Annotated in this window: 14 protein-coding genes (1 of these 14 only partly in view); 11 read left to right on the top strand and 3 right to left on the bottom strand. The window is 63.6% G+C overall.

Annotation, left to right across the window (positions count from 1 at the left end):
• Positions 1 to 15 precede the first annotated feature (15 nt).
• The 11 genes from SZ64_RS16350 (at position 16) to SZ64_RS16300 (ending at position 11,495) form a co-directional block, all read left to right on the top strand.
• Positions 16 to 561 (top strand): VOC family protein, encoded by a 546-nt coding sequence (locus SZ64_RS16350; protein WP_054532321.1) that lies wholly within the window; start codon positions 16 to 18, stop codon positions 559 to 561.
• 95 nt (positions 562 to 656) lie between these two features.
• A complete protein-coding gene (locus tag SZ64_RS16345) occupies positions 657 to 1,889 on the top strand; it encodes an MFS transporter (RefSeq protein ID WP_054531791.1) in 1,233 nt (410 codons plus the stop codon).
• A gap of 54 nt (positions 1,890 to 1,943) precedes the next feature.
• The gene (locus tag SZ64_RS16340; RefSeq protein WP_054531790.1) at positions 1,944 to 2,888 is read left to right on the top strand and encodes a helix-turn-helix domain-containing protein; all 945 of its coding nucleotides are present in this window, start codon (positions 1,944 to 1,946) and stop codon (positions 2,886 to 2,888) included.
• Positions 2,889 to 2,958: 70 nt separating this feature from the next.
• On the top strand, positions 2,959 to 3,210 hold the full coding sequence (locus SZ64_RS16335) for a hypothetical protein (protein WP_054531789.1): 252 nt from the start codon (positions 2,959 to 2,961) through the stop codon (positions 3,208 to 3,210).
• Between the two features lie 99 nt (positions 3,211 to 3,309).
• Positions 3,310 to 4,188 carry an OmpA family protein gene (locus tag SZ64_RS16330; RefSeq protein ID WP_054531788.1) on the top strand — a complete coding sequence of 293 codons (879 nt, stop codon included), beginning with the start codon at positions 3,310 to 3,312 and terminating at the stop codon, positions 4,186 to 4,188.
• Positions 4,189 to 4,566: 378 nt separating this feature from the next.
• Positions 4,567 to 7,119: a TonB-dependent receptor gene (locus tag SZ64_RS16325; RefSeq protein WP_054531787.1), complete on the top strand. Its 2,553-nt coding sequence runs from the start codon at positions 4,567 to 4,569 to the stop codon at positions 7,117 to 7,119.
• A 63-nt stretch (positions 7,120 to 7,182) separates the two neighbouring features.
• Positions 7,183 to 7,716 carry a 2,4'-dihydroxyacetophenone dioxygenase family protein gene (locus SZ64_RS16320; RefSeq protein ID WP_054531786.1) on the top strand — a complete coding sequence of 178 codons (534 nt, stop codon included), beginning with the start codon at positions 7,183 to 7,185 and terminating at the stop codon, positions 7,714 to 7,716.
• Positions 7,717 to 7,745: 29 nt separating this feature from the next.
• Positions 7,746 to 8,285 (top strand): 2,4'-dihydroxyacetophenone dioxygenase family protein, encoded by a 540-nt coding sequence (locus SZ64_RS16315; protein WP_054531785.1) that lies wholly within the window; start codon positions 7,746 to 7,748, stop codon positions 8,283 to 8,285.
• 82 nt (positions 8,286 to 8,367) lie between these two features.
• Positions 8,368 to 9,219 carry an SDR family NAD(P)-dependent oxidoreductase gene (locus tag SZ64_RS16310; protein ID WP_054531784.1) on the top strand — a complete coding sequence of 284 codons (852 nt, stop codon included), beginning with the start codon at positions 8,368 to 8,370 and terminating at the stop codon, positions 9,217 to 9,219.
• A gap of 47 nt (positions 9,220 to 9,266) precedes the next feature.
• Positions 9,267 to 10,385: an NAD(P)-dependent alcohol dehydrogenase gene (locus SZ64_RS16305; RefSeq protein WP_054531783.1), complete on the top strand. Its 1,119-nt coding sequence runs from the start codon at positions 9,267 to 9,269 to the stop codon at positions 10,383 to 10,385.
• Between the two features lie 108 nt (positions 10,386 to 10,493).
• Positions 10,494 to 11,495, top strand: a complete 1,002-nt coding sequence (locus SZ64_RS16300; RefSeq protein WP_054531782.1) for a Zn-dependent alcohol dehydrogenase — start codon at positions 10,494 to 10,496, stop codon at positions 11,493 to 11,495.
• A gap of 296 nt (positions 11,496 to 11,791) precedes the next feature.
• Here SZ64_RS16300 and SZ64_RS16295 read toward each other — a convergent pair whose 3' ends face one another.
• The 3 genes from SZ64_RS16295 to SZ64_RS16285 all read right to left on the bottom strand — a co-directional run.
• On the bottom strand, positions 11,792 to 12,769 hold the full coding sequence (locus SZ64_RS16295; protein ID WP_054531781.1) for a glutathione S-transferase C-terminal domain-containing protein: 978 nt from the start codon (positions 12,767 to 12,769) through the stop codon (positions 11,792 to 11,794).
• Positions 12,770 to 12,785: 16 nt separating this feature from the next.
• Positions 12,786 to 14,297: a tannase/feruloyl esterase family alpha/beta hydrolase gene (locus SZ64_RS16290; protein ID WP_054531780.1), complete on the bottom strand. Its 1,512-nt coding sequence runs from the start codon at positions 14,295 to 14,297 to the stop codon at positions 12,786 to 12,788.
• Positions 14,298 to 14,404: 107 nt separating this feature from the next.
• Positions 14,405 to 14,924, bottom strand: partial view of an EAL domain-containing protein gene (locus SZ64_RS16285; RefSeq protein ID WP_199797080.1) — the 3' portion only. It continues 1,673 nt past the right edge of the window; only the last 520 of its 2,193 coding nucleotides appear in the window; its start codon lies off the right edge, out of view — the gene reads right to left on this strand; it ends in the stop codon at positions 14,405 to 14,407.

The following is a 14,924-nucleotide window of genomic DNA, read 5'->3' as shown; positions in this document are numbered from 1 at the left end:
CTGGGGAGGAATGCCATGAGTAAGTCGCTGGGCTACGGCCAGCCGATGGGTGGAATCGCGCAAACCGCCTTTGTAGTTGAAGACCTGCGCGCATCGGTCGATCGCTTCATTGCCGATATGAAGGCGGGGCCGTTCTTCATTCTCGATAATTTCCTGGTCCCCGGCCAGAATTATCGCGGCGCGGAATCGACGGCCGACATCACGATCGCCATGGGCTTTGCCGGGCATATGCTGATCGAACTGATCCAGCCGCTCGACAACAACCCTTCGGTCTACAAGGAAACGATCGAGAAGCGCGGATACGGCTTCCACCATTTCGGCATTGCCTGCGCGGATGTGGACGCGGCCAGCCTGGATTATCAGTCGCGCGGCTATCACGAGGCGTTCCGCGCCTCTGTGCCGACGGGCGGCGAAGTGGTCTATCTGGACAATGGCACGGGCGCGCAGTGGGGCTTCCTGGAACTGCTGCCGGTGACGCCGGGCATGGATGAAACCTTCACGCGTTTCTTCAAGGCCTCTCAGGGATGGGACGGCACCGATCCGGTGCGCTCGTTCCTCTGACGCGCAAACTCGCATAATATAAAATCCGCGGCGAAAAGATCGCGGATGGGAGAAGTCGAATGCAGCCGAGCGCCGCCCCCGCGCAGGGGAACTGGATGAAAAATTCGCCGGTGTACCAGTTCATGCTGGTATTCCTGCTGAGCCTCAATTTCGGGATCGTGTTCTTCGACCGGCAGGCGCTGAACGCGCTGATGCCCTTCGTGCAGCCCGAATTGCAGCTTTCCGATACGCAGATCGGCCTGCTGGCGGGCGGCCTCAGCTTCAGCTGGGCAATCGCGGCGTTCTTCGTGGGCAAGCTGTCCGACAGCCTGGGCAAGCGCAAGCTGCTGCTGATCGCCTCCACCGTGGCTTTCTCGCTCTGTTCGTTCCTGTCGGGCATCGCCACCAGCTTCGTGTTCCTTTTCGCCGCCCGCCTGCTGATGGGCGCGGCCGAAGGCGGCGTCATGCCGATCAGCCATGCGATGGTGGCATCCGAAGTGGATCCCAAGCGGCGCGGGCTGGCACAGGGCGTGGCGCAGAATCTCGGCTCCAACCTGCTGGGCAGCTTCCTGGCGCCGGTGGTGCTGGTGGCCTTCGCCACTGTCTTCAGCTGGCGTGAGGCGTTCTATCTGGCTGCCGTGCCGGGCCTGTTGTCCGCCGGCCTCATCTGGCTGACCCTGCGCGAACCCGACATGACGCCCGCCCATTCGGAAGAAGATGCGGGCGACAAGCTGGGCCTGATGGATGCAATGAAGGTCCGCAACATGTGGATCTGCGTCGTGGTGGGCGTGCTGCTGGTGGCGCATTTCGTCATCACCTGGGCCTTCATGCCGAATTACCTGGTGCAGGTGAAGGGCATGGACCCGACCACGATGAGCTGGGTGATGGGCGCGCTGGGCATTGCCGCGGCGATCTATTCCATCGTCATTTCCGGCCTGTCCGACATGATCGGGCGCAAGCCGGTAATGGTGATCCTGCCCTTCCTGTCGGTCGTCGGCCCGCTGGCGGCGATGTATTTCACCGGCAGCGCCACGATGCTGGCGGCGATCTTCTTCGTGGGCTGGGCCGTGAACGGGATTTTCCCGATCTTCATGGCCACCATCCCTTCCGAAACCTTCGACCAGCGCCATCATGCCACCGTTCTCGGCCTCGCCATGGGCAGCTGTGAAGTGCTGGGCGGCGTGTTCGGCCCGGTGGTTGCCGGCGCGCTGAACGACATTGCGGGCAAGGACAGTTTCCTGTGGCTGATGATGGGGCTGGCAGTGGTCAGCGGGTTCATCGCCATGGGCCTGAAAGAGACCGCGCCGGCCGTGCTGGCACGGCGCGGCGGAAAGGCGGCCCACGCATAAGGCGCCCTTCGGGAGGGGCGCTCCACCGGACGGGAGGAGAAAGAGAGACCGGTCATGGGCTTATTGCAGAAGTTCACCACATCCGGCGTCGCGCCGGGTGACCGACTGCGTTACTGGAACGTGATCGCCGACGAGGTGTTCAGCGGTACCTATGTCAATGCCGACGGCCGGCAGTTCACGGGCGAAATGTGGCATTGGGGCATGGGCGAACTGAACATGATCCGCACCACGTCGCAGCAGGCGGCTGTGGGTCGACGCGGGATCGACCGGACCGAAGAACATCTCATTGTCCACGTGCAATGCCGGGGCACCAGCCGCTTCCGGCAGCAAGGCTACGATGCCCGGCTCGAACCGGGGGACTTCTCGATCGGTTCCTCTCACAAACCCTATTCCTTCGATCTTTCCGCGCATGAAATGCTGGTGATTGAATTCCCCAAGGCCCCGCTGGCGCAGCGGGTGGCCGGGCTGGACGATATCGTGGCCGGGCGGGTTCGCGGCGCTTCGGCGGCGGGGCGCATCTTCCACGACTTCCTGCTGTCGCTGTGGCGGCAGGGCGGACGCCTGCTGCAGGAAGATTCGTGGGAGCCGGGAATGAACTCGGTGTTCTACGATCTCGCCGCGGCGGCAATCCGCGGCGCCGGCCATAATGCGGGCGAAAGCCCCCGCGGGCCGCACGGGCAGGCCCTGCTGGGCCGGGCCAAGGCCTATATCGAAACCGAACTGCCCAATCCCGAATTGCGCACAACCAGCATCGCGGACGAACTCGACCTGTCGGTCCGTTCCGTCCAGAACCTGTTCGCCGGTATCGGCACCACGCCGATGGGCTATGTGCTGGACCGGCGCCTTGCCCGCGCGGCGGAACGGCTGATGGCCGATCCCACCGCCAGCGTGACCGAGATCGCCTTCGATCACGGCTTCACCGATGCCGGTTACTTCACGCGCTGTTTCCGCCAGAAGTTCGGCGCATCGCCGCGCAACTGGCGCCTGGGCCAGTCATAGGCACCGCATGGGCCTGACGGCCCGGGGCGATCACGGCACTGGGTGCCCAGCTTGCAAGGGCGCATGAACGTTGCCATGCGGCAGCGGCAAACGCGGCCTCGATACGGCGGCGGGCGAGCCTGTTATTCGCCCCGATTCCACTCTGTTTCGCACCACTCCCTTCAGCGCTGCCCGCATCGGCTCGCCGCACGACGCGCCCGCATTACCCGCCCAGACTACCATCCTGCCGCAGGCGTTCATCTGCCAGAAAGGCGGCAATCAACACGCAGGACGGGCGTTCAAAGTGCAGCACAAATGCGGCGCCTTTAATGAAGTGGGGTGAAGCAAGTTCTGCCAGCCGGAAACGTCATCAGGGGGGCGTAGCCCGACGAAAAGCCGCAAACAGGCGGTGCCGGTTGGTGTAACGAAAAGGAGAAGCGAAATGAGCATCCTTTCCAATAGTTCGAAGTATTCGTTCCTTCTGGCCGCACTTGCAGTTCCTGCGTCGGGACTGCTTGCGCAACAACAGGACCCTTATTTTACCGATACGTCGATCAACGTAATCGGAGATCGCCTGCCCGATCCGTCTGAAATGACAGCCGGGCCTGACTTGGAAGGCATCATTTCCGCCCGCGACGGCAATCGCATTCAGGTGACCACTGCCGACGGCAACCGCGCCATCGTGGCCATCAGCGAAAATACTTCCATCAAGTCCACAGGCGGCTTCCTTGGCCTCAACCGCAGCAAGCTGGCATCGGATTCGCTGCTGAACGGCCTGCCCGTCAGCATCGAGACGCTGCAGTGGGACGGCGGGCTGGTAGCCAGCAAGATCGCGCTGAAGAACAAGGATCTGAAGTTCGCCTCGATGATCCGCAACGGCACCGATCAGCGCTTTGCCGAGCAGACCGCCGCGACCGAGGCCCTGCGCGGCCGCATGGGCGACATCGACCAATATAATGTGAAGTACACCACCAATGTGAACTTCGACACGGGCAAGGCCGTGCTCTCGCCGCAGGCCAAGAACGAATTGTGCGCCACGGCCGCCACGGCGGAGGGGATGGACAATGCCCTGCTGCTGGTGGTCGGCTACACGGACTCCACCGGCACCATGGAAATCAATCAGGCGCTGAGCGAAAAGCGCGCCGGCAGCGTGGTGAATTATCTGCAGCAGGCCTGCGGCTGGAAGCCCTATCGCATGCTGACCCCCACCGGGATGGCCACGGCAGACCCGCTGGCCACCAACGAGACGATCGAAGGCAAGGCGCAGAACCGCCGCGTTGCCGTGAACGTGCTGGTCAGCAAGGGCCTCGACGGGCTTTGAGGCATCCGGGGCGGGCTGCGGCCCGCCCCATTTCCCCCTCGCGCATTCCCTTCCCTGCATCCGGGTGGGATTGAAGCGCACAATCTGCCCCGCATGAACCGGACAGGGGCAAACATGGCGGCCTTGCGGGCCAAGCCGAACCGGCCACCGCAAATCGAAATTCCGCCGAAATCCGGCCTTTCCAAGAAACCTCCCAATATCGCAGCCAATATCAGGCCCAATAGCCAGCGTTGCAAATCGGCAACGCTGGCGCCTTTGCGCCTCTCTCCCAGTCATCTGCGCCCCAGTGCAGGCGGCACAATTTGGCGCGTGGTAAATCCACGGGTCTGGAGGGTGGGCAAACTGCCTCAACAACAACTAATCGATTGGGAGTTCAGTATGAGATTTGCACCGGTTTCCCTGGCCGTACTTGCGACGGCCCTGGCCACCCCGGCCTTTGCGCAGGATGCGGGCACCGAAGATCAGGGCGGCATCCGCGAAATCGTCGTCACCGCGCAGAAGCGCGCCGAAGACGTGCAGGACGTGCCGATCGCGATCAGCGCCTTCGATGCCACTTCTCTGCAGGAACGCGCCGTGGGCAGCGTTGCCGCGCTGTCCGGCATCACCCCCAACGTCACGCTTGACGCATCGACGCCGTTCTCCGGTTCCAGCGCCGTGCTGGGCGCCACGATCCGCGGCATCGGTTCCAGCGACTTCGCCTTCAATATCGACCCGGCCGTGGGCGTCTATCTCGATGGCGTCTATCTGGGCCGCTCCATCGGCGCGAACCAGGATCTGCTGGACGTGGAGCGCATCGAAGTGCTCAAGGGCCCGCAAGGCACCCTGTTCGGCCGCAACTCGGTAGGCGGCGCGATCTCCATCGTGACCAAGAACCCGGGCGACAAGTTCCGCGTGACCGGCGACGTCACCGTGGGCAGCTTCGAGCGCATGCAGGTGCGCGGCATGGTGGAACTGCCGATCACCGACGGCCTCAGCTCCTCGCTGGCCTTCAGCATGCTCAACCGCCAGGGCTATCAGAAGCGCGTCGATTACCCCGGCGAAGTGGGCGATTACGATTCGTGGGAACTGTTCCCGGCCTCCGGCTATCAGAGCGGTTCGCGCCAGGGCGGTGACGATACCTGGAGCCTGCGTGGCAAGCTGCACTGGGATAACGGCAGCAACTTCCGCGCCACCCTGTCGGGCGATTTCACCAAGGTGGATCAGGATTCCACCGCCAATACGGTGCTGGCCGTCACGCCGATTTCCGGGCCGTTCGCCGGTCTTGCGGAAAACAACATCCCCGGCACCGCGCTTGACGTTGTTACCGGCAATTCGGGCTTCCTGTTCGCCGGCCTGTACAATTTCTGTATCGGCGCCACGCCCGATGAAATCGCCGCGCGCAATGCCCAGAACGTCTGCGGCCCGCGTTCCAGCGTGGAAGGCTATCTGACGCTGCCCGCGCTTGCCAGCCGCAATGTCGATGCCGATCCGCTCAACGATGTCGCACCTTACGACGATCGCTGGGTGAGCCAGGACATCGACGAGAGCTATGCCACCGGCAACAACTTCTCGAAGCTGAACCAGGGCGGCATTGGCCTCGACCTCGAACTCGACCTGAGCGACAATATCATGCTCAAGTCGATCTCGTCGTGGCGCAAGCTGGACTTCGCGGCGGGCGTCGATCTCGACAACTCGCCCCTGCCGATCCTGCAGACCAGCTTCTCGGTCAATCAGGAACAGTGGAGCCAGGAACTCCAACTCACCGGCTCGGCCATGGACGGCAATCTGAACTTCGTTCTGGGCGGCTATGTCTTCAACGAAAAGGGCGATCTGCGCGACTATGTCACTTTCGCGGGCGGCCTGCTGCAGGTTGACGGGCCGGGCAAGGTGGACACCACTGCCTATGCCGGGTTCGGCCAGATCGACTGGCGCGTCAGCGACCTGATCGGCTTTACCCTTGGCGGCCGCTGGACGCGTGAGGACAAGAGCTATGTCGGCTCGCAGTCGGACATCAACGGCCACAATTACAAGCTGTTCAACTGCATGGACCTGACCCCGCAGGGCATCCCGACGCCGGAATGCGCCACTGCGGTCGGCTTCCCGATCCCCGACGAGCCGTTCCGTTACTATCCGCTGGCGCCGAAGGACCAGACCTTCGAGAACTTCTCGTTCAAGGCCGGTGCGCAGGTCTACCCGACCGACGACGTGATGCTCTACGGTTCGTTCAGCCAGGGCTACAAGACGGGTGGCTGGACCACGCGCCTTTCCAACCCGCTGCCCACCGCGCCGACCTTCGGCGAGGAAAAGGCGGAAACCTGGGAAGTGGGCGTGAAGTCCACCCTGATCGACCGTCGCCTGCAGCTGAACGCCGCGGCCTTCAGCACCGAATATAACGGCATCCAGCTCAACTTCCAGGAAGGCGTCTCGCCCACCGTGCAGAATGCGGGCGATGCACGGATCAAGGGCTTTGAAGTCGAGGCGGTTGCCGCCCCGACCGACAATTTCCAGATCACGGCGTCGATCGGCTATCTCGATGCCTATTACACCGACGTGGCCGGCCCGGCACAGGTTGCCGCCAATCCGTTCCAGCTGGGCGTGTTCGCAGGTGCGGACCTGCCCAAGGCACCGGACTGGAAGATCAACATCTCGCCGCGTCTGGAACTGCCGGTGGGCAACGGTTCGCTCGTCCTGCTGGGCGACTGGACCCACACCACCAGCATGCGCAACGATACGGAAGGGACCATCCTGCTGATGCGCCCGGCCACCGATATCGTGAATGCCAGCGCGACCTATCGTCCGGACGATGCCAATTGGGACATCACCGTGGGTGCCACCAACCTGACCGACGAACGCTATCTCGTCACCGGTCAGGCCCAGATCGCCGGCGGCGTGATCTACGGCACCTACAGCCGGCCCCGCGAATGGTACGTCCGCGTCGGCTTCGATTTCTAAGCCGCACGACGAATTTGGAGGGGGCCGCTATGGTGGCCCCCTTCTATTTTGGGAGATGGACAGATGGCAGAAGCCGCGACCTCAGAATTCTGGAAAGATATCAAGCCGATCCCCGAGGCGTTCCGTCCGGGCGCGGCACCCGAATCCTACATGCCGAAAATCACCGAGGGCGATCCGCGTTACTGGGTGCCGATGAGCGAGACGGTCAGCTCAAAGCCCGTATGGATCAGCCCCACCCGCAACATGTGGGCCGATGTGCTCTATTCCAGCGGGCCGGGCCTGGTGAACCGCCACTATCACCCCCAGCCGATCTGGGCCTACACGATCAGCGGCAAGTGGGGTTATCTGGAACATAGCTGGACTGCCACGGCAGGCGATTTCATCTACGAAACGCCGGGCGAGAGCCACACTCTGGTGGCCTATGACCATCCCGATCCGATGCGCGTGTTCTTCGTCGTTTCCGGCCCGCTGATGTGGCTGGACGAGGATGGCAACACCATCGGCCATTACGACGTGTTCGATTACATGCGCGATGCCCGCGCCCATTACGAAAAGGTCGGCATTCCAGCCGATTACCTCGACAGCCTGATCCGCTGAGCCCCCAAAAGATCGAGAGGAAAACTGACATGGCAACCCAGATGAAAGCGCCGCCTTCCACGAAGAAGGAAATCGTGGACGTTCCCTTCAACTACCGTTCCTATGTGGAGCGCTACAGCCCCGGCGGCCGTTACATCGATGCGCAGACCGATGCGGACAGCCCCTGGGTGCCTTTCGGCGAGACGGCCGCGATCAAGCACCTGTCCTTCGACGTGCGCCGCAACCTGTTCTCCAACATCCTGTGGGTGAAGGGCCCGGGCGTGGTCGGCACGCATTTCCATCGCGGCACCATCACCATGGTCTGCCTGGAAGGTTCGGTCCGCTATCTGGAATATGACTGGGTGGCCACGCCCGGCGGCCTGATCCTGGAAGTGCCCGGCGAAAGCCACACGCTGGTTACCGAGCATCCCGAAGGCTGCAAGCTGTTCGGCTGGATGGAAGGCCCGATCGAATTCTATGACGAACAGGCCAATTTCATCGAAACGGTCGATGTGTGGTGGATGATGAACCACTATGAAACCTACTGCAAAGAGCAGGGCATCGAGATCAATCCGAAGCTGTATCTGTAAGCTCTTTCGTCAATCCCGCGCAGGCAATGGCCCGCGCAGGCACAGGCCCGTGCGGGATGGCGACAGGGAGAGGGCATAATCCATGAAGACACTCGACCAGTTCGACATTCGCGGCCGCTCGGCCCTCGTCACCGGCGCTGCCAGCGGCATTGGCCTGGCCTATGCGGAATGCATGGCCGAAGCCGGCGCCCGCGTGACGCTGACCGATATTGACGGCGAAGCGGCCGAACGCGAAGCCGCCCGCCTGCGCGAAGCAGGCTATGAAGCCCGCGCGGCGAAGTGCGACGTTTCGAAGCTGGAAGACGTGGCCGCCGCATTCGACGATCACGCCGCCGCCTATAATGGCTGCGACATCGCCTTCGCCAATGCCGGGCTGGATGTTGGCAACGGCTTCTGGACGCCCGAAGGCAAGCGCAATCCCGATGGCCAGATCGACGTCTACGAGCCGGAGCGGTGGTACAAATCCATCGGAATCAACCTCAACGGCGTGTTCCACACCGTGCGCGAAGCAGCGCGGGTAATGAAGCAGAACGAGGCGCTTTCGGGCCGCCGGGGCGGATCGATCGTCATCACCAGTTCCAATGCGGCCGAAGTGAACGAGGCGATCGTGGGCGTGCCCTATATGGCGGCCAAGGCGGGCGTGAAGCACTTCATGCGCCATGCTGCCTTCGAACTGGCGGCCTATGGCATCCGCGTGAACGCCATCGCGCCCGGCCCCTTCGTCACCAATATCGGCGATGGCTGGGTGAAGAAGAACCCCGCGGCCAAGAAGGCGTGGGACGAATTGTGCCCGCTGGGCCGGATGGCGGAAACTTACCAGATCAAGCCGCTTGCGCTGTTGCTTGCATCCGATGCCGGGAGCTACATGACGGGCAGCCATGTAATGATCGATGGCGGCATGCAGCTGGGCCCGATCAAGCCGCTCAACGATTGAGCGGTGGGAAGGGGTGGAGCGGTCCCGGCGCGAATGAGAGGACTAACATGACTACCCAGGCACAGGCGGCCATCTGCCGCGGCAATTCCGTTCCCTTCACGATCGAGGACGTCACGCTTGACGATCTTCGCCCTGACGAGCTGCGCATCCGCATCGTCGCCTGCGGTGTGTGCCACACCGACATGGCGGTGCGTGACGAACAACTGCCGGTCCCCCTGCCGGTGGTGCTGGGCCATGAAGGCGCGGGCATCGTGGAAGACGTGGGCAGCGGCGTTACCGTCGCGAAGCCCGGCGACCGTGTGGTGATGAGCTTCAACAGCTGCGGCCATTGCCCCAGCTGCGACGTGCAGGCGCCCACCTATTGCTATAATTTCTTCCCGGAAAACTGGTCGGGCGTGCGCCCTGACGGCACGCCCACCATGTTCATGGACGGGCAGCCGATGAATGCGAACTTCTTCGGCCAGTCCAGCTTTGCCACTCATGCCATCGCGCATCAGCGCAATGTAGTGAAAGTGCCGGAAAGCGCCGCCTCCCTTCCGCTGGACCGGCTGGCCCCCATCGGCTGCGGGCTGATGACCGGCGCGGGCGCCGTGCTGCGCGCCATGAAGGTACGCGAAGGCATGCCGATTGCCGTGTTCGGTGCGGGCACCGTGGGCATGGCCGCGATCATGGCCGCCAAGATCGCGGGTGCGAACCCGATCATCGCGGTGGACGTGAATGACGAACGCCTGGCCCTGGCCAAGGAACTGGGCGCAACCCATGCCTTCAACGGGCGCGACGACGCTTTCGGCAAGATCCGCGAACTGGTGCCGCAGGGCCTTGGCTATGTGTTCGATACCACCGGCATCAACAGCCTGATCGAACAGGCCTGGAACCTGCTGGCACCGATGGGCATCTGCGGCATCGTGGGCGCCAGCGATCCAGCCGACAACCTGACCTTCAACGAATCCGCTTTCATGGGCGGCGGGCGCCGGGTGATGGGCATTCTGGGCGGCGACAGCGATCTGGTCACTTTCCTGCCCGAACTGATCGAGCACCATCTGGCCGGGCGTTTCCCGTTCGACAAGTTGATCGGCTATTTCGACTTCAGCGAAATCAACGAAGCGATCCACGCCAGCGAAAGCGGCAAGGTGGTGAAGCCGGTGCTGAAGATTTCGGCCGAGTAACATTGGAAAATCGTCATCGCGAGAGCCGCAGGCCCGCGGCGATCCAGGGCAGCCCAGCACTGCCCCGGATCGCCGCGCTCCGCTCGCGATGCGAATGAGGATGCAGAAATGAGAGCCGTAACTTTTCAGGGGCTTCATACCCCGCTTGCCTTCGAAACCATTGCCGATCCCACGCCGGGCGCGGGCGACGTTGTGGTCAAGGTTGGCCGCTGCGGCATTTGCGGCAGCGATCTGCACATGACGGAAGATGCCGCCTATGGCTGCCAGCATGGCGACGTGCTGGGCCATGAATTCGCGGGCGAAGTGGTGGCGCTGGGTTCCGGAACGCAGGGGCTGAAGACGGGCGATCTCGTCTCCGTCATCCCGCTCAAGAGCTGCGGCCAGTGCGAACATTGCCGCAAGGGCACCGTGCAATGGTGCGAGAACTTCGGCCTGCAGGGCGGCGGTTATGCCGAATATGCCGTGACCCGGCCCAACCAATGCGTGAAACTGCCCGGCGACCTGTCGCTGGCGGATGGCGCCATTGTGGAACCGCTGGCCGTGGCGCTGCACGGGGTGAACCTGTCCGGCATGCAGACGGGCGACCGTGTGCTGGTGCTGGGCGCAGGCCCCATCGGGCTGGCCGTCGCCTTCTGGGCCAAGCGTTACGGCGCGGCGAAAGTGGCCGTGCAGGACATCGCCACCCACCAGCAGGATCGCGCGCTGGACATGGGCGCGGATATATTCGTGGTCGATCCGGAAGACCCCATCGGCGGGGCGGAACGGGCACTGGGTGGCAAGGCGGATGTGGTGTTCGAATGCGTGGGCATTCCCGGCCTGATCCAGCAGGGCGTCAGCCAGGTGCGCAACGATGGCACAATCGTGCTGCTGGGCCTGTGCACCCGGCCCGATACGCTGAACACTTTCGCCATGCTGTCCAAGCAGGTACGGCTCATCACCAGCGCCTTCTTCACCCGGCAGGAATACGAAGCCGCGCTTGACGCCCTGCACCAGGGCGCCATGGAACCGCGCCTGCTGGTGACCGACACGATCACGCTGGGCGATACGCCCGACGTGTTCGAAAGCCTGAAGAAGCGCACCAACCAGTGCAAGGTGCTGATCGCGCCTTGAGGGGCGCGCAAGCACAAGGGGGCGATCCCAACCCACACTCGTCATCCCCGCGCAGGCGGGGATCCAGCGGCAACCGTCGAACTGGATCCCCGCCTGCGCGGGAATGACGAATTAGGGGGAGTGCCCAATCACACAACACCCGCTCATCCTGAGCTTGTCGAAGGACACGCGCCGATTTTTGGACTGGGTGCTCTCAACCATTGCAATGGGGCCAATGTTCCGCGTGTCCTTCGACAAGCTCAGGACAAACGGAGATTGGAGGGCTCGGAGGTCAGGAGGTTGGGCTAACCCACCCCTCACCCCTTCTCCCTGATCCCCCTGCCCGCAAGCCGCCCCCGGTCATGCGGCCGGGTCAAGTCCACTTTCGGCCCGATGGGAATGATCCGGCTGGGGTTCACATTGGCGAGGCCGTAATAATCGGCCTTGATCCGATCGAGCCACACCGTCTCGGCAATGCCGGGCCACTGATACAGCTCCCGCAGATAATTGGAGAGCTGCGGATAGTCCTCGATCCGGCGCAGATTGCATTTGAAGGCGCCGTAATAACCGATGTCGAACCGCACCAGCGTGGCGAACAGCCGCCAGTCCGCCTCGGTGCACGTGTCGCCCGCCAGATAGCGGTTGGCGGCGAGATGTTCGTCCAGCACATCCAGCGCGGCGAACAATTCGGTCGCTGCCTCGTCATAGGCTTCCTGCGACGTGGCGAAGCCCGAGCGGTAGACGCCATTGTTCACGCGGGGATAGATATAATCGTTCCAGCGGTCGATCTCGGGCCGCAGATCCTCGGGATAGAGGTCGAGCCGGTTGCCGGTGATCCCGTCGAAAGCCGAGTTGAACATGCGGATGATCTCGGAACTTTCATTGTTCACGATCCGCCCGGTCTTCGAATCCCACAGGGTCGGCACCGTCACCTTGCCGGTGTAATCCGGCACGGCGCGGCTGTAGACGCGGTGCAGCGGATAGGTTTCCGGCACCTTGCCTTCCGGCCCTTCGTCATAGGTCCAGCCTTCGCCATCGAAGGCCGACAGGGCAAAATAGGCCGGGATCAGATCGGTCAGCCCCTTCAGTGCCCGCACCGCCAGCGCGCGCGCCGCCCAGGGGCATCCCCAGGCGACCCACAGATGATAGCGCCCGGCCTCCGCCGGAAATTCCGCATCGGGATCGGCGGAGATGGCGTGGCGGAACAGGCTGTCCATCCGCACGAAGCGGCCGCCCTCGATCTCCTCGGACGCAGGCATCGACGTGACCCAGCGGCCGTTCACCATCCCCGACATTCAGGCCTTCCTTCCGTCAGTCGCGCGCGACGCAGCGATAGTTCTTCGGATCGTTCACATCCCCGCTGCCCGCATAATGCGCCACCTTGGGCCATGCGCAGAGCGGGCGGACCATCGCCCCATCGGCCTTCTTCGCCACCAGCGTTTCCGGCGCCTTGCCGCCGCTCACCCAGCTGTCGAGCGCACCCAGCACATCCACCTGATCGGCACCCGGCCCGCCGGCGCAATGGCCGACGCCCGGCGCGAGGAACATCTGCAAGCCATTTGCCGCGCCTGCCGGATCGGTGCGCTTCACTGCCTCGACATAATCGATCGTGCCCACCGGGCTCGGCCCAGGATCGCTTTCGCCATGCCACATCAGCAGCTTGCCCCCACGCGCGAAGAAGGGCGCCAGATTGGGATCGCCCGCTTCATACATCTTCGCAAAGGCGCTTGCCCGGCCTTCCACCACCTGTGCGGGAGTGAGCGAATTGAGGTCCACCTGCTTGCCTGGCCACAGCACCGGCACCAGCCCGCCCGTGCCGCCGCCATTGGAAAATTCCTTGCGGTCTCCATTGATGGCCACGAACGCGGCCCATCCGGCCTCGCCGCCCTTGCTGAGGGGAAGCTGTGCGAATGTGCCATCTGCAGCACGCACGCCGTCATAGGCGACCTGCAGCGCATTGACCTGCGGCTGGGTAAGGCAGCCCCCCGTGGCGCCGGGCTTGCACAGCAGTTCCTGCGGGTTCCAATGGCAGGCGCGCGGATCGGCGATCACGCCATCGGCCACCCCGTCCTTCGCGTCGCAGGACTTGAGCACCGCATCGCTCACCAGCTTCGCGCCTTCCGCGCCAAGCGCCGCGCCGGGCTGGGCAAACAGATTGTTGCGCAGCACCGCGCTGGTCTGGACCTGCAAGGTGTAGACAGGCGCCTGAGAGATGATGGCATCGTAATCGTTCGGGAAACGCTGTGCTTCCATCAGCGCCATCCGCCCACCGGTGGAGCAGCCATGGAAATAGGACCGGTCCAGCCCCTTGCCATAATAGGCCGCGACCAGCGCCTTGCCCGCCACAGTCATTTCATGGATCGCCCGCCAAGAGAAATCCTTGGCCTTTACCGGATCGACCACCCAGGGGTTCTCGAACGGCGTCGTGCTGGCATGGCCGCCATCGGTCTGCGCCGTGGCATAGCCTGCCGTCAGCCCCGGCTTTGCGGCATCGAGCGTGATGTTGCCCGCCCAGCCACCGCCGCCCAGGCCCAGCATCTTGCCGTTCCACCCCACCGGCAGGCGATAGACCACGCCGATCTCGGAGCCCCGCTCGGGCGAAAGCACGGCAGTCACTTCGCAGAAGGCAGGCAGGCCGCCATCGGCCTCCACCCAGCTCGCCTTGGCTGTCGCACCCAGCGAACCCAGCGCCGAAGCGGCCTCGCAACGGGCGCGATCCTGCGCATAGGCAAGGGTGGAATTGGCTTCGCCCGTGGGGGCGCAGCTCGAGACAAGCCCTGTGCATAGGGCCAGGCTGGCGGCAATGGCGATTTTCGAAGGCATCGTGGCTCCCTGGATCTTTTCCCGGGAGATTGGGCGATGATGCAACCGCCCGTCAATGGAAGATGCCTGAAATGCAGGAAGAATTGCGCCCCGCGCAAGGGGCGATGTCAGGCCGCGTTGGCAGCCAGTGCGGAAACCTCTTTCCAGTCGCGCTTGGCCGGTTCCGCCGTGCCGAAATAGTGCCCCTGCACTTCCACGCAGCCTTCGCGCGTCACCAGCTTGAGATGCTCTTCCGTCTCCACGCCTTCCGCCACGGTCGTAACACCCAGACGGCGGCCGAGATCGGCCACGGCACCCACCACGGCCGCGCAATCGGGGCGATTCAGTGCATCGCGAACGAAGGAACCGTCGATCTTGATCTTGTCGAAAGGAAAGGCCCGCAGATGGGCCAGCGAAGAATAGCCAGTGCCGAAATCGTCCAGCGCCACTCGCACGCCCATCGCGCGCAACTGCCGCAGATCGCCCACGCCATTGGCTTCCTCGTTAAGCAAGGCCGTCTCGGTGATCTCGACTTCGAGCCGGTCCGGTGTCAGCCCGGTCTGGACCAGGATGGAGAGGATAGAGCTCGCAATGGTGCCCTGCCCCAGCTGACCGGGCGAGACATTGACGGCAACGCGCGCCCCATCT

Origin of the sequence: Erythrobacter sp. SG61-1L (assembly GCF_001305965.1) — a bacterium.
Classification (GTDB): domain Bacteria; phylum Pseudomonadota; class Alphaproteobacteria; order Sphingomonadales; family Sphingomonadaceae; genus Andeanibacterium.
This window is presented reverse-complemented; position numbering and strand designations above follow the sequence as displayed.

Bases quoted from the DNA above. Each gene is read 5' to 3' on its own strand.
- SZ64_RS16350 (WP_054532321.1), top strand. From the start codon at position 16: ATGAGTAAGTCGCTGGGCTACGGCCAGCCGATGGGTGGAATCGCGCAA.
- SZ64_RS16345 (WP_054531791.1), top strand. From the start codon at position 657: ATGAAAAATTCGCCGGTGTACCAGTTCATGCTGGTATTCCTGCTGAGC.
- SZ64_RS16340 (WP_054531790.1), top strand. From the start codon at position 1,944: ATGGGCTTATTGCAGAAGTTCACCACATCCGGCGTCGCGCCGGGTGAC.
- SZ64_RS16330 (WP_054531788.1), top strand. From the start codon at position 3,310: ATGAGCATCCTTTCCAATAGTTCGAAGTATTCGTTCCTTCTGGCCGCA.
- SZ64_RS16325 (WP_054531787.1), top strand. From the start codon at position 4,567: ATGAGATTTGCACCGGTTTCCCTGGCCGTACTTGCGACGGCCCTGGCC.
- SZ64_RS16320 (WP_054531786.1), top strand. From the start codon at position 7,183: ATGGCAGAAGCCGCGACCTCAGAATTCTGGAAAGATATCAAGCCGATC.
- SZ64_RS16315 (WP_054531785.1), top strand. From the start codon at position 7,746: ATGGCAACCCAGATGAAAGCGCCGCCTTCCACGAAGAAGGAAATCGTG.
- SZ64_RS16310 (WP_054531784.1), top strand. From the start codon at position 8,368: ATGAAGACACTCGACCAGTTCGACATTCGCGGCCGCTCGGCCCTCGTC.
- SZ64_RS16305 (WP_054531783.1), top strand. From the start codon at position 9,267: ATGACTACCCAGGCACAGGCGGCCATCTGCCGCGGCAATTCCGTTCCC.
- SZ64_RS16300 (WP_054531782.1), top strand. From the start codon at position 10,494: ATGAGAGCCGTAACTTTTCAGGGGCTTCATACCCCGCTTGCCTTCGAA.
- SZ64_RS16295 (WP_054531781.1), bottom strand. From the start codon at position 12,769: ATGTCGGGGATGGTGAACGGCCGCTGGGTCACGTCGATGCCTGCGTCC.
- SZ64_RS16290 (WP_054531780.1), bottom strand. From the start codon at position 14,297: ATGCCTTCGAAAATCGCCATTGCCGCCAGCCTGGCCCTATGCACAGGG.